This window comes from Pseudoalteromonas aliena, assembly GCF_038155085.1.
In the GTDB taxonomy this organism is placed as follows: Bacteria; Pseudomonadota; Gammaproteobacteria; order Enterobacterales; family Alteromonadaceae; genus Pseudoalteromonas; species Pseudoalteromonas aliena_A.
The window spans coordinates 149,617-169,042 of record NZ_JBAKAU010000002.1 but is presented as its reverse complement, the minus strand read 5'-3'; the positions used below and the strand labels follow the sequence as shown (position 1 = coordinate 169,042).

Here is a 19,426-nt window from a genome sequence, read left to right as displayed (position 1 = left end):
CCTGCTTGGGTATGCCTTTTTATTTAACGGCTAAATCAAAGTGTAACCACTATGCGACCGTTAATTTCACCTTTGAGCATATCATCAAAAATTTCGTTAATGTCCTCTAAGCGTTTTTCTTTAATAATCGCTTTTACTTTCCCTTGGGCGGCAAATTCCAAGCATTCTTGCAAATCTTTACGCGTACCAACAATAGAGCCCACTACTGACACGCCATTGAGAACTGTATCAAAAATAGGCAGTGGCATATCCTCTGGAGGTAATCCGACTAATACACATTTACCGCCACGGCGTACACTTTTATAAGCTTGCTCAAATCCAGCTTTAGACACAGCAGTACACACTACAGCATGCGCACCGCCAAGTTGTTCAAAAATAGCTTCGCTAGGAACAACTTCTTTAAAGTCGAGGGTTATATCTGCGCCAAGATCTTTGCCAAGTGCGAGCTTTTCTTTACCTGTATCAACAGCTATTACATTAAAGCCCATTGCTTTAGCGTACTGTACTGCTAAATGGCCAAGCCCGCCTACACCAACAATAGCAACCCATTGCCCAGGTTTAGCACCAGATACTTTTAATGCTTTATAAGTTGTAACACCTGCGCAAAATAATGGAGCAGCCTCAGAAAAACCGAGTCCTTCTGGTATTTTTACAACGTAGTCACCGTGCGCTAAACAATACTCTGCATAGCTACCATCAATAGAATAGCCGGTATTATGCTGCGATAAACAGAGTGTTTCTTTACCATCTAGGCAAAATTCACAATGCCTACAAGCACTATAAAGCCAAGGTACACCCACTTTGTCGCCAACTTTTAAATGCTTAATGTTGCTGCCAACTTTATCAATAACACCAACACCTTCATGCCCAGGCACTAATGGCATTTTTGGTTTTACTGGCCAATCACCATGGCAAGCATGTAAATCAGTATGGCAAACACCACAGGCTGCTATTTTAACTAAAACATCATTTATTCCAACCTCAGGGATTGGTAAATCTGTTATTTGTAATTTACCTTTGTATTCATTATTAATTGCAGCTTTCATTGTCATTCCATCGTATTTAAAAAAATAAGAAAAAGATTAATTTACGTATTGTTGTGTACAACATACCCTAATACAGATGTACAAATATTAATCTAAATCATACTTTAGTCGTTAAAATTGATTTATAAAATGGCTAAGAACTTGCTATCCAAAATGAGCGTGCTAGCATTTAGTTTCTGAAATTACTGAAAGTTATTAAGCAATGAGTTTATCCGAAAAGAATTTTGCCTTTGTTATGCATTGTGGCGAAATGGGCAGCCGCTGGGGCTTCAATAGAACCATAGGGCAAATGTGTGGCTTATTGATCATTACTAAAGAACCCATGACTGCAAACGAAATAGCGGATTCGCTGAGTATTTCACGTGGTAACGTAAGCATGGGCATAAAAGAATTACAATCATGGCAATTAATAAAAGTACATCACAAGCCTGGAGATAGAAAAGAGTATTATGCACCTGCTGGTGGAATTTGGGACATGGCCAATCGTGTTTTTGAAGAACGAAAAAAACGTGAAATTGAGCCAACTCTTTCTCTACTGCGCGACAACTTATTAGACGAGGCCAGTAACGATGACGAACTGTACGCACAAAAACAAATGGGTGAAATTCACAACCTACTTGAAACCGTTACAAAATGGTCTTCAGAGTTGCAGCGTTTAACGCCAGAGCAACTTAATAAGCTGATGAAGCTAGGCTCTGGTATTGGTAAAGTTATTGACTTAAAAGATAAGATTTTTAAAAAAGAATAAAGCCGCAATTGCGGCTTTATTTATATACACATTTTAATAATTAGATTTTTGGGTATCCAATTTTATCCGACAAATAACCTACGCTGGTGGCAAAGTAATACGAGCGATTCCAATGCATAAACACTTTGTAGTTATCGTACGCTAAGTACATGCGTCCGTTTATATCATCAGGCATAACCAGTGCAGCACGTACGTCTACATTAGGTAAATCAGAACCATCGGCTTTACGAACACCCAATGCTTGCCAATCAGCTAATGAGCGCTCTGAGTCATTCCAATACTCTAACCACTGCTTACGTGTCTTAGTACCGCGTACTAAAACGTATTTACTATCAAAGTTTTCAGGTAGTTGAACTTGGCGTCCCCAAGTCAGTGAATCGTTCCACCCTTCTTGCTTTAAATAATTAGCAATTGAAGCAAAAGCATCTTCTTTTGTGGTCCAAATGTCTTTCCGGCCATCGTTATTGTAATCAACCGCGTAAGCGTTGAACGATGTAGGCATAAATTGTGTTTGCCCCATAGCACCTGCCCACGACCCTTTAAATTTATCTAAGGTAATGTGACCCGATTTTAAAATATCCAGTGCTGCCCAAAGTTGGCGTTTATAAAGCGCTTCTCTGCGTCCATCAAAAGCAAGTGTCACTAATGATGAAATAACGTTATGACCACCTTGAATTGTACCAAAATTACTTTCAAGGCCCCATAATGCCACTATAAAGCGTGCTTGTACGCCAAACTCTTTCGCTACTTTTTCAAGTACCTCTTTGTTTTCTGAGTAAAGCTTACGTGCACGGTCAATTTTCCATTGTGGTACACGTTTTGGTAAATACGTTTCAAGGGTTTCTTTTACTTCTGGTTGATTTTTGTCAGCCGAAACTACTTTTTCTTTATACGTTGCTGTTGCAAACGCATTTTCAATAAGTTTGGCTTCGTAACCTTTTGCGATGGCTTCTTGCTTTAAATTCGCCAAATAATCTTGAAATTCAGCCTGAGTTTTTGCCACTACAGGTGAGATTAAACATACACCACATAATATAACGATAAGTTTTTTAATCACTATCAACTCCATTGTCTTTTCGTAATTGGCTAAGCAAATTTTGCTCAGGTGGTGGAATTTGTAAGTAGTAACCTTTATCAGGGTTTGATAACGATGCTTTTACAGTTTCTAAATCTGCACCACCTAAATGCTCACGTTTTGCTAAATTGATGATCATCACATAAACAGGTTGACCAAACATAGTCATCAAAGGTTCCGGTACTTTGCTAAAATCATCTCTTTTTTCAACAAATAAGAACGTATCCGCTTTTTTCTTACTTTTATATACTGCAGTGAGCATTATGACCCTATAAATTCTTGCTTAACAATGCCGCACACTATAACATGAGAGTAATAATAAGTTAGAAAAATCAGATTAGAAATTTCAGTAAAGGCCTTATTCAGCCTGCGTTTATCTAAAATTGATTTCTAATCAGGCAATTCAATTGAGTGTGTATGTCGGACCAAATTTTTGAGTTAAAAGGGAATCTTTTTACGTTATCAGTTTTGCATCTCTATAGTACTGATATCAACCTTTTAGCAGAGCAATTGTATATAAAAATAGCCCAAGCCCCTAAGTTTTTTAAGGGGGCGCCTATTGTCGTTAATTTAATAGAAATTAAAAACACTCCCCTTGATTTCGTACATTTGAAGTCGTTAATTGAGCGCATGAATTTTAACGCTGTGGGCGTGTGTAATGGATCAGATGAGCAGCATACTCAGGCTAAAGCTGCTGGTTTATCCGTTTTGAATTATTCACAAGACGTTAAGAACGAACCTGTTAAACAAGAGGTTAATACATCAATTGTAGAAAAAACTGTTCATTTACCAGCGCAAATTATCAGCGGTACAGTTCGCTCTGGACAACAAGTTTATGCAAAAGATAGAGATTTGATAGTACTTGGCGCGGTAAGTCACGGCGCTGAAGTTATTGCCGATGGTAATGTGCATATTTATGGCACACTACGCGGTCGCGCTATTGCAGGCGCTAAAGGTTTTAAAGAAGCACACATTTTTTGCCAAAAACTTGAAGCCGAGCTGGTTTCAATAGATGGCAGTTATTGGATCAGTGATTCACTGCAAGGTGAATATTGGGGAAATGCAGTGCAAATACAACAAAAAGACGAATCATTAGAAATTTCAGCTTTGGTTAAAGGATAAATCTCATGGCAAAAGTAATTGTCGTTACCTCAGGTAAAGGCGGTGTTGGTAAAACAACATCAAGTGCTGCAATTGGCACAGGCTTAGCGTTAAAAGGCTATAAAACAGTTATTATCGACTTTGATATTGGTTTACGTAATCTTGACTTAATTATGGGTTGTGAACGCCGTGTGGTTTACGATTTTGTAAATGTAATCAACGGAGAAGCAAACCTTAACCAAGCGCTTATAAAGGACAAACGGGTTGAAAAGTTATTTTTGCTACCCGCTTCACAAACTCGAGATAAAGACGCACTGACACGTGACGGTGTTGAGCGTGTACTAAATGAACTAAAAGAAGATTTCGATTATATTGTATGTGATTCACCAGCAGGTATTGAAGCCGGTGCTATGATGGCAATGTACTTTGCTGATGAAGCAATTGTAACAACAAACCCAGAGGTTTCTTCTGTACGTGATTCTGATCGTATCTTAGGTATTTTACACAGCAAATCAAAACGTGCTGAAGAAGGCCTAGAAAATATTAAAGAGCACCTATTATTAACACGCTACAATCCAGAACGTGTTGAAAAAGGTGAAATGTTATCGGTAGAAGATGTACAAGATATTCTATCTATTCCATTATTAGGCGTTATTCCTGAGTCGCAAGCAGTATTGAGCGCATCTAACTCAGGCCAGCCTGTTATACTAGATAGTGAGTCTGATGCGGGACAAGCCTATGCTGACGCGATTAACCGCTTGCTCGGTGAAACAATCGATTTTCGCTTCCTAGATGTTGAGAAAAAAGGCTTATTTAAACGGATTTTTGGAGGTTAATGTGTCTTTACTTGACTACTTCCGCTCAGAAAAGAAAAACAGCGCGTCACTAGCAAAAGAGCGATTGCAGATCATTGTCGCGCACGAACGTTCTCAGCGAGGAACACCGGATTACTTACCACAATTAAAACAAGATATCTTAGATGTGATCCGTAAATACGTTAATGTGAGTAGCGATGCAGTACAGGTACAGTTTGATCAAAACGAAGACGATTTGGCTGTACTTGAGCTAAACGTTACACTACCTGATGAAGAAAAAAAATAATTGAAGAAAGGGTGCTTTATAAGCGCCCTCTTTATTTTCATTTATTTTGCGATAACTTTCTAAATACCTACGTTTTAATCCCTTGAATGCAACTAAAACTTTTTCCACATGTAACACAAAAACTATAGATAATACCAATTCGCTTAATTAAGTGATCTATTTTGGGGAGGAAAAACGTGTTGATAACTAGGCGAAAAAACGCTATTTAGTTGTTCTCGGCAATTGCTCCTGCATTGCTCTACCTTCTGCATCCATGCAGTCGTAAATGAGATTTTTTAACACAAGTAACGACACGTTTAGCGCCGCAAAATGATTAAGTATTATTGCAGATTGGTATAAGTATTACACAGTTAAAGAAAGTACTTAGCCTTAAGTATCCCATTCTTTTAAAGAGTCTTTCACATAGATATATCGCCAAGAGCTCAATAAATCAGGTTTTATATGACTCTGTTTTTGCTCATTAGTTAACTTCCAATTCCAACTAATCAATTGATTAATTTGCTTTTTAGAAGCCATAACATCTTCTGGTATATTGTGATCTTTAGCAACTTTAGTGATCTTTTGTTTTATATCTTTAGCTACTTTTTTATAAGAGGGAAAATCTATTAAACGTTTAAGCACAGGAGGATGAAGCTCTTCAGGCATTGCTTTAGCAGTTTCAATACATTTTAGTATTTCTACACCTGAGCGATTAACTTCCATCGATTCAACACCCGGAATTTGCCTAAGCGAGTTTAAGCTCGAAGGCCCACGTTTGGCAATTTCAGTCATATTATGTTCTTTTAACACAAAATTTAGCGCTAAATTTTTCTTGATAGCTTTGTTTCTGCGCCATACAGCAAGTTCTTTTAGTACTGCCAGCTCATGCGGTTTTAATTGCCATGCATTTTTTATGTCTTTATATAAAAGATCATCGGGTGTTTGAAACGCACGTTTATTTGCAATTAACTCACTCTCGTTTATTACGATGTCAAAGAACCCTGCAGCATTAATGCGTTCTATAATAAGTTCAAAACACGGCAATAAATAAAAAGTATCGGCAGCTGCATAATCTAATTGTTTTTTAGTTAACGGACGTTGCAACCAGTTAGTGCGTGACTCACTCTTATCTATTTCAATATCTTGTAACTCTTTTACCATAAGAGCAAAGCCCATACAGTTACCTTCTCCAAGTAACTGTAATGCAAATTGTGTATCAAAAAGTGGGGATGGAACAAAACCTGCGTATTTTTGAAAAACCTCAATATCTTCTGAAGGAGAATGCAATACTTTTAAAACACTAGGATCTTTTAGTATTTCCCAAAAATCGAATAATGAGAGCTCAGCAAGAGGATCGATAAGCGCTAAATGCTCACCATCAAAAACTTGGATAAGTGCAACTTCTGGATACAAAGTTCGACGACGCATAAACTCAGTATCTATGGCTAAAATAGGTTTTTTTTTAATTTGCTCAACAAATGTATTAAGTTGATTCTGGGTTTCAATCAATTGGTATTGCACTTAATCTCCTACAATAAAAAAGCCGACATATGTCGGCTTTTTTATAGGTTGCTAATCTTTCAAGGCTCTTCTGAGTATTTTACCTACGTTAGTTTTAGGCAACTCATCCCTAAACTCTACCAGTTTCGGAACCTTGTAATTAGTTAAATTATCACGACAGTGACTTATTATATCTTTTTCAGTTAAAGAAGGGTCTTTTTTAACAACAAAAACTTTAACTTGTTCACCACTTACCTCGTGAGGAATACCAATAGCTGCTACTTCAAGCACACCATCATGCATCGCAACAACTTCTTCGATTTCATTTGGGAAAACATTAAAGCCAGAAACAATAATCATGTCTTTTTTACGGTCAACGATGTAAAAGAAACCTTCATCATCATATGTAGCAATATCGCCTGTTGCAAACCAGCCGTCTTTTAAACATTCAGCTGTTGCATCTGGGCGGTTATAGTAACCAAGCATTACTTGCGGACCTTTAACCCATAACTCACCCGGTTCGCCTTTGGCTGCTTCTTCACCATTATCAAGCATAAGCTTAATTTCTGTGTTTGGCGCAGGTAAACCAATTGAACCATTATAAGCTTCTAAATCGTATGGGCTTACGGTTACAAGTGGTGCACACTCAGTTAAACCATAACCTTCCATTAATTTTGAGCTTGTTACTTTTTGCCATCTCTCAGCTACTGGGCGCTGAACGGCCATTCCACCACCAAGCGACATTTTTAAATGACTAAAATCAAGTTCCGCAAAACCAGGGGTATTCAATAAACCATTAAATAATGTGTTTACTCCGGTTATTGCAGTAAAGTTGTGCTGGCTAAGCTCTTTTACAAACGCAGGCATATCACGTGGGTTTGTAATTAATACGTTTAAACCACCGTATTTCATAAACGTTAAACAGTTCGCCGTTAAAGCAAAGATATGATAAAGCGGTAAAGCAGTAACAACTACTTCTGTGCCTCTATCTAATACTTTATCCAAACATCCCGATACTTGCTCGAGATTTCCGACCATATTACCGTGGCTAAGCATTGCACCTTTAGATACACCGGTAGTACCACCTGTGTACTGTAAGAAAGCTAAGTCAGATAATTGCATTTCCGGGCGGGTATATTTGGCAGCATCGGCGTTAAGTACATCAGAGAATTTAATTACATTAGGTAAACTGTAGTTTGGCACCATTTTCTTTACGTACTTGACTACAAAATTAACTATATGCTTTTTAACACCACCAACTAAGTCACCCACTTGCGTAACAACAATGTGTTTTACATCTGTTTTAGCTAGTGCTTTTTCAAGCGTATCTGCAAAGTTTGCCAAGATAAAAATAGCGGTAGTATCAGAATCTTTAAGCTGATGCTCAAGCTCACGCACTGTATATAGCGGGTTAACATTAACCACAACACAACCTGCGCGAAGTACACCTAAAATAGTAATAGGGGTTTGTAACAGGTTAGGCATCATAACAGCGACTTTGTCGCCTTTTTTCAAACCTAAATCATTTTGAATATATGACGCTACTCTTTTTGTAGCATTATCTATTTCATCATAAGTTAAAGTTTTACCCATGTTAGTAAATGCAGGTAAATCTTTGTAATCAGAAAAACTTTTTTCGAACACTTCGAGTAACGAGTTATAATGCTCAGGATCGATTGTTTCAGGCATACCCTCTGGGTAGCGCTTAAGCCAGATTTTTTCCACTCTTAGCCCCTGTTTATAATTATATTTTTATTAACCTTAATCTAAGTAAGGCACTTTCACAATTGAGCAAATACTCTAATGCAGGAATAATCCCACATTTTACGTAAACTTACAATTAACATGCACCATTTTGCTGCATGAAGTCTTGAATATGCTTAAAACATAACTCACTGCTTTGCATATGGCAATGATGCCCACCAGACACATTAATTACCTTTAAGTCATTGTAATAAATAATATACTTTTCTAAATTTTGTTTTACAAACGAATACCCTTCGTTCCCTAAAATTAACTGACATGGTGCAGTTAATTCTTTTATTGCACCAATACATTGCGCTTCATCAAACCTAAAACCTGAATGATTTTTGAGCTTAGGATCAGTGGTTAAAACAAAACCTTCTGTAAGCTCTTGTATATTGCGCCGCATTAACAACGCTATTTGCTTACTATTTAAGTCAGTTGTTTGAGCACGCGCATCATAAATTTGTTGTTTAGATTTATAAAAACGCGGTTTTTTATTTTTTAATCTAGCCCTGTTTAAAACTGCACTTTTAAGCTGCTCACATACTTCATCGCTTGGCGTCGTTATACACCCTATGCCTTCTATAAAGGTTACGCTTTTAACCCTTTCACTAAAACAGCTAGCATAAAGCCCCGCTACCATAGCCCCCATAGAATGCCCAACTAGGTGTATTTTTTTAAAATTAAGTGCAGTTATAAACTCATGTAAATCATTAATATAATCTACAAAATAATAATGTGCATCATCGCTTCGCCAACTTGATAAGCCATGCCCTACTAAATCAATACAATACCATGTTTGATAAGGCTTTGAATTATTCAACATAGGCAAAAAACTATGACAATTATCTAACCAACCATGCAGCGCTATAACTATCTCGGTGCCAGAACCAACTTTTAAGCCATGAATATGTAAGTTGTTTGTTTTAATATCAAATGGCTGCACATAAAACTCCTTACTTATTTAAGCGCGTCAGTATTTATATCATACATGTTGTCAGACCACTAACCCCTCAAATGGTGCCAAAATTCAGCATGTAATATATATTTGATTTATAAAAAAACGCCAATGCTTTTAATGTATCTATATTTCATAGACTTAATGAAGTTATTTAGATACGGATATATTTTAAACATGTGTTATCGCCCCATGATAGATTAAAAAACCCTCTAATTTGCTTTATATATAAGGTGTATAACTAGTATAAATATAATAAATACCCCTAATGTTAGCTCTTATTTAATATTCTTAAAGCGCAATTATTACAAAAACGCTAGATATTCATTTATTTATAAGGCTATCGGTATACAATATCAGCGGCTATTAAATAAGGTACACTCATAAGGTACAACAATGAAAAAACAATTAAGCTTATTAGCACTGTTATGTGCTTCTTCTGGCGTACAAGCAGAGTCTGCGCCTAAAAATGTCATATATATGATTGGTGACGGTATGGGTCCTGCGTATACAACTGCTTATCGCTATTTTAAAGACGACCCAGCCACCAAAGACGTTGAAAAAACAGTATTTGATTCAATTTTAACTGGCATGGCTACTACTTACCCTGATGATCATACTTATGTAACCGACAGTGCTGCAGGTGCTACTGCACTTAGCAGCGGTCATAAAAGTTATAACGGCGCTATTGCAGTAGATACCAAAAAAGCACCTGTAAAAACAATGTTAGAAGTAGCCCGAGAACAAGGGATGACCACCGCACTTGTTGCGACATCACAAATAAACCATGCTACGCCAGCAAGCTTTGCAGCACATAATGAATCACGCAATAATTACGATGATATTGCCAATGACTATATCGATAACAAAATTGCAGGTAAATTACCGGTCGATTTAATGTTAGGCGGTGGTACTCAGTATTTTATTCGCAAAGACCGTAACTTAGTAGATGAGTTTAAAGCTGCAGGTTATCAATATGGCGACGATATTAAAAACCTAGATCAAATAACGCAAGTGCCTGCAATTGGATTATATGCCCCTAAAGGCCTACCTTTTGCACTTGATGAAAACCCAACGCGTTTAACTCAGCTTACCTCCAAAGCACTTGATTTACTTGATGGCCAAAATAAAGAAGGCTTTTTTGTAATGATTGAAGGCAGTCAAATTGACTGGTGTGGACATGCAAATGATATTGCGTGTGCCATGGCAGAAATGGATGACTTTGCTAAATCAATCGAAAAAGCAAAAGCGTATGTTGATAAAAATAAAGATACCATATTAGTAATTACAGCCGATCACTCTACTGGTGGTTTAACCCTTGGCGCACACGGTCAATATAAATGGGAAACAAATGTAGTGAAGGGTGTTAAAGCAACAGCAGGTAAATTAACTCAGCAATTACTTGAATCAGACGACCTAAAATCAGTATGGAATGCTAACACTAACATTGAATTTACGGCTGAAAATAAAATAAAGCTTGAGCAAGCTAAGAAAATGGGCGATAAGGCGCTTAATTTAGCTGTTAAAAGTATTATTAGTGATACGAGCTTTACTGGTTGGACTACAGGCGGGCATACCGCAGTAGACGTACAAGTGTTTGCTTATGGTAAAGGGAGTGAGCAATTTATTGGTTCACAAAACAATACCGATATTGCAGATAAATTAATTGGCTTTATTGAAAAATAATAGTTAGCACTAAACGCAAAAGCCCGAACACTTGTTCGGGCTTTTTGTTTTTAAAGGCTTTTAAGCGTATATATCTACGCCTATTAGGTCTTGTACTTCTGCTCTGCGTTCTAAATTAGCAAACTCTGTATAAGTAGAAATTGCTTTGCTAACTTGTGCAGTAGGCTGATCGTAAATTGTTTGGCTGAACTGCGTAGTACTCGCGCTGGCTTTAAAAAACTCATTTGCGCGATCTACACCCTCTTTACTGCTTTTTACATACTCAGTGTTTGTTTTTTGCGTTGTATTTTGATCAACAACACTTTGAGGTTTATTTGTGACAACACTTTTTGAGCTTACTCTACCAGGAATATCCCCGGCAAAAAAACCAGAACCAATTGGCAATGTCATAAACAAACTCCAAACTTAAACATAGCTAAAATTATGATTTAAAAACAACCAATTTGCAAATAATATGATTACTCACGTCCTGGTAGCTTTTTCCACGTTACCGTATCGCGTACATATTTAGGTTGAGCATCACTCGCTTTTACAACATTCCCTGCTAAAAACACGGCTTCAACATGTGCTAACATATAACGTGCATCAGGCAATGTAATATCAGTATTAATTGTCACATTTTCAAACTCATTAAGCACATCAGGGTAAGTTTTAAAGCCCGTGCCCACTGCTACAGATTGCTCTGTAGTCGCTATATAATCATTATTTAGTAAATCAGGTTTTATAACGCATTCTTGGTTAACTAAAAGCATTAGATGATTTTGCGCTTGGTAATGTGCAAAGTATATCTCACCCATACGCGCATCTATACTTGGGTAAACACTCAGGTTGCCGTTTTGCTCAAACGCTTGTTGCGCCATAGTAGCCAAAGTAGACACACCTACAAGCGGCAAGTTAGTTGAATACGCTAAACCTTGTGCTATTGCTACACTAATACGCACACCAGTAAAACTGCCAGGGCCTTGCCCAAAACCAATGACATCTAAGTCTTTTAATTTACAGCTTGCTTTAGTTAATAGTTCATCCACAAGTGGCAATATTTTTTGGCTATGTTGCTGCGGACATTCTTCAAAATGATGAAATGTTTGGCCCTGAAAATGTAAAACAATTGAAAGTGCTTCAGTTGAAGCATCAAGGGCAAGAATATTACTTTTGATCATTTTATTACTCTAATTAATTTGTTTTAAAAATGTATTGGCATCTTCTAAGCTTCGCGTGCGGCGCATCGGCGGTAAGCTTTTTAAAAATACTTGGCCATATTGGCGTGTAACTAAGCGATTATCGCATATTACAAGTACGCCTTTGTCTTTACTATCTCGAATTAAGCGCCCTACACCTTGTTTTAGCGCAATAACAGCCTGCGGTAATTGTATGTGTGAAAAAGGGTCTTTTCCCTGCATTTGGCAATCTTGCATTTTAGCTTGAAGCAATGGATCGTCAGGGGCCGCAAATGGCAACTTGTCTATAATAACACAGCTTAACGTACTGCCGCGTACATCAACACCTTCCCAAAAAGAAGCCGTGCCGAGTAATACTGCATTACCATGGCGGGTAAATTTCTCTAAAATAATACGCTTAGACATTTGTCCCTGCATATAAACTGGGTAGTCTATTTGTGTGGTGAGCCCTTCGGCCACTAAGTGCATCATTCTATAGCTGGTAAATAACACAAAACAACGCCCTTGCGCTGACTTTATAAGCTCAAGTGTTAATTTTACAATGGCATGTGGCATATTATCAGCGTGCGATTCGGGTAAGTAACGCGGTAAACACAGCAGCGCCTGATTAGGATAATCAAATGGGCTGTCTACCATCATGCTTTGCTTTGGTTTTAAACCAAGGCTTGCATTAAAATGCTCTAGTTTGTTGTCGACCGAAAGTGTAGCTGATGTAAATACAAAGCCTGCGCCCGTGTCTTGCATCATTTGAGCAAATTTAGCTGACACGTTTAATGGCGTTATATTAATCGTTAAATAACGGCGCGTTGTTTCATACCAGTAACTAAAACCAGTTTGAGCCGTATCAAAAACACGCTCTAACTGGCCTTTAAATGCCAATGCACGCTCAAACGGGTGCTCTATTTTATCGCTTCTATCTAGGCAAAGTTTAAGTACTTGATAAACAAAATCTAAATCACTGATAACACGATGAAGTGCCGCACAAATTTGTTTATCGCTGAGCTTTTCTCGCCAATCGCCTCTACTGCCATCAACACCAAACTGTAATCGTAAATCAGCAGCGCTTGTTTCAAGCTTATTTAAGCTTTTACCTAGCTGCAGCATATCGGGAATTTCGGCTCTATAAATAGCACGTAAGTCATTAATTAAGTCCACCAGCTTTTTAGTACTAACACTTTCACCAAAGTAGTCACTGGCAATTTCGCTTAACTGATGGGCTTCATCAAATATGTAAGCATCGGCTTTTGGCATAAGCTCAGCAAAGCCACTTTCTTTTACAGCCATGTCAGCAAAAAATAAATGATGATTAATAACAACAACATCAGCATCAGCTGCTGTTAATCGCGCTTTACGTATATAACAACTTTGAAAGTCTGGGCATTCTTTACCTAAACAATTATCGGCTGTTGAATTTACATAAGGCAGTACTTTTGCATCATCTTCTATACCGATACAATCAGCTAAATCGCCTGATTGCGTTTCGCTGGCAAATTTAGCAACCATGGCTAGTTGATGCATTACGTCAGAATCGTCAGTAGGCACATGTGCAACATGTTGATTAAGTCGGTAGGTGCATAGGTAATTGGCGCGCCCTTTTAATAAGGCGGTTTTTTTTGAAGCACTTAAAGCTTTAACTAGTTGCGGTAAATCGCGGTGATATAACTGTTCTTGTAAGGCTTTAGAACCTGTTGATATTATCGTGCGCCCTTTTGACTTAAGTGCAGGGGCTAAGTATGCAAATGTTTTACCTGTCCCCGTTCCTGCTTCAACAACTAGTTGTGAGCTGTTTTTTAATGCATCTGCAACAGCTACAGCCATATCAATTTGTGGTTGACGAGGCGTATAACCATCTAATGATAACGCCAAAGGTCCGGTTGCACTAAACAGCTGTTTGATAATACCAATCACTTTAAAATAAATAATAGCGGGATTTTACGTAAGCAAACCATTAAGGGCAAGTAATTACAAAATCCACTTTTATTTAATGGGTTAACACGCATTTTATTATTCGATTTTACAATACCCTCTGTATTTATAACGTACATTTAATTTAATGGTGACAATATTTACAAAGCCTAATTTGTTATTAACTCTTACTAAAAATAATCCGTATTAAAAGCTATATTTAGACATAAAAACTGTGACTCTGAAATATTACAGGAGTACCATACGCGGGTTTAAAATTTCCTTTTTTTCTATCGTAAATAAATAGTAAGGTTAGCCAATGAATGCTTGGTATCTCATTTGTTTTCTCTCTGCCATTGCAATTTTTATTGCTTTTGCAAACCAATATATCCTCAAAATGCAAACTACTATTGCCATTACAACTGGCTCAGTCGTTATTTCTTTATTATTGATTGTTGCCGTTAAATTATTAGGTGATCAAAATGCGTTAGCCATGACCAAAATCGTCTCTAGCATTAATTTTAATGAATTATTACTCAAAGGTATGCTCGGATTTTTACTTTATGCTGGCGCACTGGAAATCAACCTTATGGCGCTTCGTAAACAGCGCTGGGAAATAACCGCATTAGTGCTATTTTCAACTATTGCCTCCACATTTATAGTCGGTTATTTAAGCTTTTATTTATTTTCAGTTTTTGGTTTTGATGTGCCTTTTATATACTGTTTATTGTTTGGCGCGCTTATTAGCCCAACCGACCCTATCGCTGTACTTGCTATTATTAAACAAATGCGAGCGCCAGAAGGCATCTCAGTTCAAGTAGAGGGTGAGTCGCTATTTAACGATGGTATTGGTTTAGTTATATTTACCACTATATTCTCAGTTGCTTTTTATGGTACCGATGCACAATTTGGCGACATAGCAGAGCTATTCTTTGTTGATGCCATAGGCGGGATTGCGTTTGGTTTAGTCATTGCATTAGTTGGCCATTTTTTAATTATTAATAGCCGCGATGTAAATATTCGCTTATTAATTACCTTAACTATTCCTAGCGCAGGTTTTGCCGCTGCAAATATTTGGGAAATATCAGGCGCACTTGCCATGGTAACCAGTGGCATATTAATGGGTAACATTACTCGTACTAAAGCAACCGAGCGCACGGGCCCTGAAGATACTCGTTACGTAAAAGATTTTTGGCATGCAACCGATAGCTTTTTAAATGCTCTGCTATTTTTGATAATAGGTATGCTAATAGTCACTATGCCAATCACTCTTGAGGAGATTGCTTTAGGCTTATTAATGGTGCCAGCTGTATTACTTGCACGCTTTATAAGTGTAGGCGCGCCGTTTGTCGTTTTTAAACGCTTTAGAACTTACGACAAGCACAGCGTTAAAATTTTAACCTGGGGTGGTCTTCGTGGTGGTCTAGCACTGGCAATGGCGGCAGCTATACCACGCGAGGAAGTTTTTGTAGGCGGCTCTGACTTACATAACTTAATCGTTATTGTTACTTACGTTGTGGTTATATTTTCTATTATTGTACAAGGCTTAACTATCTCGCCGCTTATTCAAAGCAGCATTAAGTCAGCTGAGCAAGCAAAATAATAAAAGCTTTGTGAGCAATCAACTCAGTAACCAAGTTATTATATAAATCACTTGGTTACTGTTACTCTCGTGTTACAAAAACACTTTAAAGTTCTATAAATTGTTATCCTTTTTATTTATCTTCTTTGTTTAAATTAATCCGCTTGAAATGCAAATGAAAACAATTATAATTTTGGCTTTTCCTCTGTAGGGCTTTTCAATGTCCAAAAATAATTCTCACGTGTTTTTTAATTTGGTATCTCTGGGCAAACGACAATTTCATTGTTTTTTTGTGTTTTTTATAATGGCTATGGCAAGCTTCAATGTGTCGGCCTCACCTAATGAGCAAACAAAAATAAAACAAATTGCACAGCTTGCAGAGTATGTAGGTGTAGATTACGTGGCAGCTGTTGGAAATGGTGAAATACTAGACCCCGACGAATATCAAGAAATGACTGAATTTTCGCACGTCATTATTGAGCAAGCTGGACAGCTATCAGGCCAAACCAATGAGTTTGATACAGTAAAGGCACAAGCTAAAGTACTGCATACAGCGATTGCCAATAAAGCGAGTGTTGTCGATGTACGTGCAGCAAGCTCAGCGCTTCGTGAATCACTTCTTGTGTTTATGCCGCAACTATCGCTACCTACATCACTACTTCCCCTTGGGCAAACTAAAGCACTTTTTGCTGCTAACTGCTCAATGTGTCACGGCTCAGGTGGTCAAGGCGACGGGCCGCTAGCAAAAAACTTATCACCAGAGCCTACCAACTTTACCGATGAAGAACGCGCAACTAATCGCTCATTAATGGGTTTATTTGACGCTGTAAGTAACGGTATTAACGACACACCAATGGTTGCATTTACTCAATTTAATGAACAACAACGTTGGTCTTTAGCTTTTTATGTAGGTAGCTTGGCATTTAAAGATGTTCAAAAACCGCAAAATGTAGAGCAAAATATTACCGCTTCGCAAATTGTAAACCTAAACCCTGCACAATTATCAGCGGGTCAAAGTGAAGCGCAAGCACACTACGTTAAATGGTTACGTGGTAATCCTGAGCAATTATTTACCGGTAAAAAGAATCCGATAACAGTTACTCGCACACAGTTACTTGCAGCGCAAGCAGCGCATGCTAAAGGTAATTATTCACAAGCAAGTGATTTAGCAATTAGTGCATACCTAGATGGCTTTGAGCTTGTTGAAAATAACTTAAATGCTTACGACGAAACTTTGCGTAAAAACATCGAAGTACAACTGATGAACCTGCGTCAAACCTTCAAAAACGAGAAAGATGCTGCCATCGTTAACGAAAAAGTAAATGCGGCGCTAGATCAACTCGCTAAAGCAGATAGCATGCTAAACGAAACCAAGCTTACTGATGGCGCCCTACTTTCAGCAAGTTTAGTTATATTACTACGCGAAGGCTTAGAAGCACTCCTCGTTATTATTGCCCTTATGACTGTGCTTATAAAAACGCAGCGCCAAGATGCGCTTAAGTACGTTCATATAGGCTGGGTAATCGCACTCATTGCTGGTGGCTTAACATGGGTAGCAGCGCAAACATTAATACAAATAAGTGGTGCAAGCCGCGAAGTTATGGAAGGTGCTGGCGCCCTATTTGCAGCTATTATTTTGCTATATGTTGGCGTATGGATGCACAGTAAAACCAGTGCACAACAATGGCAAAAATACATAAAAGACAATATTGATAAACGTCTTGAGTCGGGTACATTATGGGGTTTAGCAGGGCTTTCTTTTATTGCCGTATACCGTGAAGTATTCGAAACCGTATTATTTTATCAGTCGTTATTAACGCAAAGCTCACAAGCGCAGTATTCATCGGTGGCTATTGGGTTTATATTAGGTGTCGCTTTATTAGCGCTTATTGCATGGGTGTTAGTCAAATATTCGATTAAGTTACCTATTGCAAAGTTTTTTGCTTATACCACGTACTTATTATTTGTACTTGCCTTTGTATTAATGGGTAAAGCTGTCATTGCATTACAAGAGGCTGATATAGTTGCTATAAGCTCAATGCCGATAAACTTTGATATTGCACTACTTGGTTTAAAATCTACGTGGCAAGGTTTTATAGCACAAATTGCTGTTGTAACCATATTTAGCTTTTATATTATTAAAGCTAAAAAGCACTAACAAATATAAGGCGTAAAGAACAATACGCTCATAATAGTAAAAAGTCATTCGTGGCTTTTTACTATTATTAATTCAAATCATGCCCACGTATCTAAATGTTTATTCCCTTCACCATCTACGGTAATCGCTTTGTCATTATCGGTGTTTGCGCTTTTGTCGCTCTGAGCTGTTTCTAACCGTTTTTTATTTAGCGTTTGCTTTTTTTCATTTTCCAGCTTAATTTTTTGTGTTTGCGGCGTATTTTGCACACCTGCAATGTGAAAAGCGCCTTTTGGCTCGAGTTCAAGTCGTGATATTTTCCCTAAAAAAGGGATCATTATATCCATACATTTCTCCCTGACATTAATTTACTAAATTAGATAAAACGACCAAATAAGGCCTAACTTGTCTATATTTTAAACATTAACACAGCAAAAAGTGAGGTTTAGCTCTCAATATTATCGACCGTTATAAGATATGCTTTAATTAGGTAAAAAAAAACTTGCCTTAACAAGGCGGTTTATGTTTTTATGAATGCGAAATTTATTGAAACAGATTAAAGCTTAATGCTCACTAAATAGTGTTAAGAAAAATAGGATATAAAAATGCGCTTAAACCTGACAACAGTACATCATCACCACCATTCACCGGAATAACCTGTCAGGTCTTTCGCTGAGAGGTTATTCCTAAAAGGAACCTCTGGCGATTCAAAACACATTGATTCATTTTCGCCCTGAGGTTCCCCTCGGGGTTTTTAGTTTTTAAATTAAAGGAAAATGAATAATGAGTAACACAAATCGTCTACGTATCGCCATCCAAAAAGGCGGTCGCCTGTCTAAAGATTGTCAAGATTTACTAAAGCAACTAGGTGTTAAATTAAACCTACGTGAACAACGCTTAATTGCACACTCAACTAATATGCCAATTGACGTACTACGTGTGCGCGATGACGATATTCCGGGCTTAGTAATGGACGGTGTATGTGACTTAGGCATCGTTGGCGAAAACGTACTAGTAGAAGTTCAAGCAGAACGTGAACGTCAAGGTGTTCCAAGCGAAGTAAACAAACTTTCAAAACTAGATTTTGGTTACTGTCGTCTTGCACTTGCATGGCCACAAGAGCTAGGCGCTCGCGATAAGAGCTGGTTTGAAGGCAAACGTATTGCAACTACCTACCCAGAAATTTTAACTCAGTGGTTAAAGCGCGAAGGCATTAACGCAAGTACAGTAATGCTTACTGGCTCTGTTGAAGTAGCACCACGAGCAGGTTTATCTGATGCAATTTGTGACTTAGTATCTACTGGCGCAACACTTGAAGCTAACGGCCTAATTCAAGGTGATACAATTTTAGAATCAAACGCATGTTTAATTCAAAATAAAGATCTTCAAGACACTGACAAACTAGCACTAATCAATAAGCTTATGCCGCGCCTACGTGGTGTTAGACAAGCTAAAGAAAGCAAATACATCATGTTACACGCTCCAAAAAACAAGCTTGATGAAATTTGTGAAATCTTACCTGGTTCTGGTCAACCTACTCTACTTGCCCTTGCTGGTAACGAAGAGTACGTAGCACTTCACATGGTAAGCAGTGAAACATTATTTTGGGAAACAATGGAGCAGTTAAAAGCCCTAGGCGCTAACTCTATTTTAGTTATGCCAATTGAAAAAATGATGGAGTAAG

At 37.8% G+C, this 19,426-nt stretch carries 18 protein-coding genes; 8 read left to right on the top strand and 10 right to left on the bottom strand.

From position 1 onward, the window contains the following. Nucleotides 1-35 precede the first annotated feature (35 nt). The gene (gene adhP / locus V6260_RS03560) at nucleotides 36-1,046 is read right to left on the bottom strand and encodes an alcohol dehydrogenase AdhP (RefSeq protein WP_341592707.1); all 1,011 of its coding nucleotides are present in this window, start codon (nucleotides 1,044-1,046) and stop codon (nucleotides 36-38) included. 202 nt (nucleotides 1,047-1,248) lie between these two features. Here adhP and V6260_RS03555 point away from each other — a divergent pair, with 202 nt between their 5' ends. Then, on the top strand, nucleotides 1,249-1,794 hold the full coding sequence (locus tag V6260_RS03555) for a GbsR/MarR family transcriptional regulator (RefSeq protein WP_341592706.1): 546 nt from the start codon (nucleotides 1,249-1,251) through the stop codon (nucleotides 1,792-1,794). Between the two features lie 40 nt (nucleotides 1,795-1,834). Here V6260_RS03555 and V6260_RS03550 read toward each other — a convergent pair whose 3' ends face one another. Beyond that, nucleotides 1,835-2,851 carry a lytic murein transglycosylase gene (locus V6260_RS03550; protein WP_341592705.1) on the bottom strand — a complete coding sequence of 339 codons (1,017 nt, stop codon included), beginning with the start codon at nucleotides 2,849-2,851 and terminating at the stop codon, nucleotides 1,835-1,837. Further along, entirely contained in the window at nucleotides 2,844-3,131 is a 288-nt protein-coding gene (locus V6260_RS03545; RefSeq protein WP_341592704.1) for a YcgL domain-containing protein, read from the bottom strand. The genes V6260_RS03550 and V6260_RS03545 overlap by 8 nt, the downstream gene beginning before the upstream one ends. 155 nt (nucleotides 3,132-3,286) lie before the next feature. Between V6260_RS03545 and minC the strand changes: the two genes are divergently transcribed. The 3 genes from minC to minE are packed head-to-tail and all read left to right on the top strand — an operon-like array spanning nucleotide 3,287 to nucleotide 5,071. Then, on the top strand, nucleotides 3,287-3,991 hold the full coding sequence (minC, locus tag V6260_RS03540; protein WP_341592703.1) for a septum site-determining protein MinC: 705 nt from the start codon (nucleotides 3,287-3,289) through the stop codon (nucleotides 3,989-3,991). Nucleotides 3,992-3,996: 5 nt separating this feature from the next. Then, nucleotides 3,997-4,806: a septum site-determining protein MinD gene (gene minD, locus V6260_RS03535; protein WP_341592702.1), complete on the top strand. Its 810-nt coding sequence runs from the start codon at nucleotides 3,997-3,999 to the stop codon at nucleotides 4,804-4,806. A 1-nt stretch (nucleotide 4,807) separates the two neighbouring features. Next, the gene (minE, locus tag V6260_RS03530) at nucleotides 4,808-5,071 is read left to right on the top strand and encodes a cell division topological specificity factor MinE (protein WP_007377619.1); all 264 of its coding nucleotides are present in this window, start codon (nucleotides 4,808-4,810) and stop codon (nucleotides 5,069-5,071) included. A 369-nt stretch (nucleotides 5,072-5,440) separates the two neighbouring features. On the opposite strand, the gene rnd is transcribed toward minE, so the two are convergent. From rnd to V6260_RS03515, 3 genes are all read right to left on the bottom strand, one after another. Further along, nucleotides 5,441-6,571 carry a ribonuclease D gene (gene rnd, locus V6260_RS03525; protein WP_341592701.1) on the bottom strand — a complete coding sequence of 377 codons (1,131 nt, stop codon included), beginning with the start codon at nucleotides 6,569-6,571 and terminating at the stop codon, nucleotides 5,441-5,443. Between the two features lie 51 nt (nucleotides 6,572-6,622). Then, complete coding sequence (fadD, locus tag V6260_RS03520) at nucleotides 6,623-8,275, bottom strand: long-chain-fatty-acid--CoA ligase FadD (protein WP_341592700.1); 1,653 nt, start codon at nucleotides 8,273-8,275, stop codon at nucleotides 6,623-6,625. A 115-nt stretch (nucleotides 8,276-8,390) separates the two neighbouring features. Then, complete coding sequence (locus V6260_RS03515; RefSeq protein WP_341592699.1) at nucleotides 8,391-9,242, bottom strand: alpha/beta hydrolase; 852 nt, start codon at nucleotides 9,240-9,242, stop codon at nucleotides 8,391-8,393. Nucleotides 9,243-9,650: 408 nt separating this feature from the next. On the opposite strand from V6260_RS03515, the gene V6260_RS03510 reads away from it, so the two are divergent. Beyond that, nucleotides 9,651-10,940 carry an alkaline phosphatase gene (locus tag V6260_RS03510; protein WP_341592698.1) on the top strand — a complete coding sequence of 430 codons (1,290 nt, stop codon included), beginning with the start codon at nucleotides 9,651-9,653 and terminating at the stop codon, nucleotides 10,938-10,940. Nucleotides 10,941-11,000: 60 nt separating this feature from the next. On the opposite strand, the gene V6260_RS03505 is transcribed toward V6260_RS03510, so the two are convergent. The 3 genes from V6260_RS03505 to V6260_RS03495 form a co-directional block, all read right to left on the bottom strand. Then, nucleotides 11,001-11,330 carry a hypothetical protein gene (locus tag V6260_RS03505; protein ID WP_341592697.1) on the bottom strand — a complete coding sequence of 110 codons (330 nt, stop codon included), beginning with the start codon at nucleotides 11,328-11,330 and terminating at the stop codon, nucleotides 11,001-11,003. A 68-nt stretch (nucleotides 11,331-11,398) separates the two neighbouring features. Continuing rightward, on the bottom strand, nucleotides 11,399-12,100 hold the full coding sequence (gene tsaB / locus V6260_RS03500; RefSeq protein WP_341592696.1) for a tRNA (adenosine(37)-N6)-threonylcarbamoyltransferase complex dimerization subunit type 1 TsaB: 702 nt from the start codon (nucleotides 12,098-12,100) through the stop codon (nucleotides 11,399-11,401). A 9-nt stretch (nucleotides 12,101-12,109) separates the two neighbouring features. Then, nucleotides 12,110-14,026 carry an ATP-dependent DNA helicase gene (locus V6260_RS03495; protein ID WP_341592695.1) on the bottom strand — a complete coding sequence of 639 codons (1,917 nt, stop codon included), beginning with the start codon at nucleotides 14,024-14,026 and terminating at the stop codon, nucleotides 12,110-12,112. Nucleotides 14,027-14,342: 316 nt separating this feature from the next. On the opposite strand from V6260_RS03495, the gene V6260_RS03490 reads away from it, so the two are divergent. Both V6260_RS03490 and V6260_RS03485 read left to right on the top strand, forming a co-directional pair. Next, on the top strand, nucleotides 14,343-15,626 hold the full coding sequence (locus V6260_RS03490; RefSeq protein WP_341592694.1) for a sodium:proton antiporter: 1,284 nt from the start codon (nucleotides 14,343-14,345) through the stop codon (nucleotides 15,624-15,626). A 283-nt stretch (nucleotides 15,627-15,909) separates the two neighbouring features. After that, nucleotides 15,910-17,763 (top strand): cytochrome c/FTR1 family iron permease, encoded by a 1,854-nt coding sequence (locus tag V6260_RS03485; RefSeq protein ID WP_341592830.1) that lies wholly within the window; start codon nucleotides 15,910-15,912, stop codon nucleotides 17,761-17,763. A 77-nt stretch (nucleotides 17,764-17,840) separates the two neighbouring features. Here the strand turns inward: V6260_RS03485 and V6260_RS03480 are convergent, their stop codons facing one another. Next, nucleotides 17,841-18,089 carry a hypothetical protein gene (locus V6260_RS03480; RefSeq protein WP_341592693.1) on the bottom strand — a complete coding sequence of 83 codons (249 nt, stop codon included), beginning with the start codon at nucleotides 18,087-18,089 and terminating at the stop codon, nucleotides 17,841-17,843. 436 nt (nucleotides 18,090-18,525) lie between these two features. On the opposite strand from V6260_RS03480, the gene hisG reads away from it, so the two are divergent. Beyond that, entirely contained in the window at nucleotides 18,526-19,425 is a 900-nt protein-coding gene (hisG, locus tag V6260_RS03475; RefSeq protein ID WP_341592692.1) for an ATP phosphoribosyltransferase, read from the top strand. The last annotated feature ends 1 nt before the right edge of the window (nucleotide 19,426 follow it).

Excerpts from the sequence above, each read along its gene's own strand:
- V6260_RS03485 (WP_341592830.1), top strand. The coding sequence starts at position 15,910 with ATGGCTATGGCAAGCTTCAATGTGTCGGCCTCACCTAATGAGCAAACA.
- V6260_RS03510 (WP_341592698.1), top strand. The coding sequence starts at position 9,651 with ATGAAAAAACAATTAAGCTTATTAGCACTGTTATGTGCTTCTTCTGGC.
- V6260_RS03490 (WP_341592694.1), top strand. The coding sequence starts at position 14,343 with ATGAATGCTTGGTATCTCATTTGTTTTCTCTCTGCCATTGCAATTTTT.
- hisG (WP_341592692.1), top strand. The coding sequence starts at position 18,526 with ATGAGTAACACAAATCGTCTACGTATCGCCATCCAAAAAGGCGGTCGC.
- minC (WP_341592703.1), top strand. The coding sequence starts at position 3,287 with ATGTCGGACCAAATTTTTGAGTTAAAAGGGAATCTTTTTACGTTATCA.
- adhP (WP_341592707.1), bottom strand. The coding sequence starts at position 1,046 with ATGAAAGCTGCAATTAATAATGAATACAAAGGTAAATTACAAATAACA.
- minD (WP_341592702.1), top strand. The coding sequence starts at position 3,997 with ATGGCAAAAGTAATTGTCGTTACCTCAGGTAAAGGCGGTGTTGGTAAA.
- V6260_RS03555 (WP_341592706.1), top strand. The coding sequence starts at position 1,249 with ATGAGTTTATCCGAAAAGAATTTTGCCTTTGTTATGCATTGTGGCGAA.
- tsaB (WP_341592696.1), bottom strand. The coding sequence starts at position 12,100 with ATGATCAAAAGTAATATTCTTGCCCTTGATGCTTCAACTGAAGCACTT.
- V6260_RS03545 (WP_341592704.1), bottom strand. The coding sequence starts at position 3,131 with ATGCTCACTGCAGTATATAAAAGTAAGAAAAAAGCGGATACGTTCTTA.
- V6260_RS03480 (WP_341592693.1), bottom strand. The coding sequence starts at position 18,089 with ATGGATATAATGATCCCTTTTTTAGGGAAAATATCACGACTTGAACTC.
- V6260_RS03505 (WP_341592697.1), bottom strand. The coding sequence starts at position 11,330 with ATGACATTGCCAATTGGTTCTGGTTTTTTTGCCGGGGATATTCCTGGT.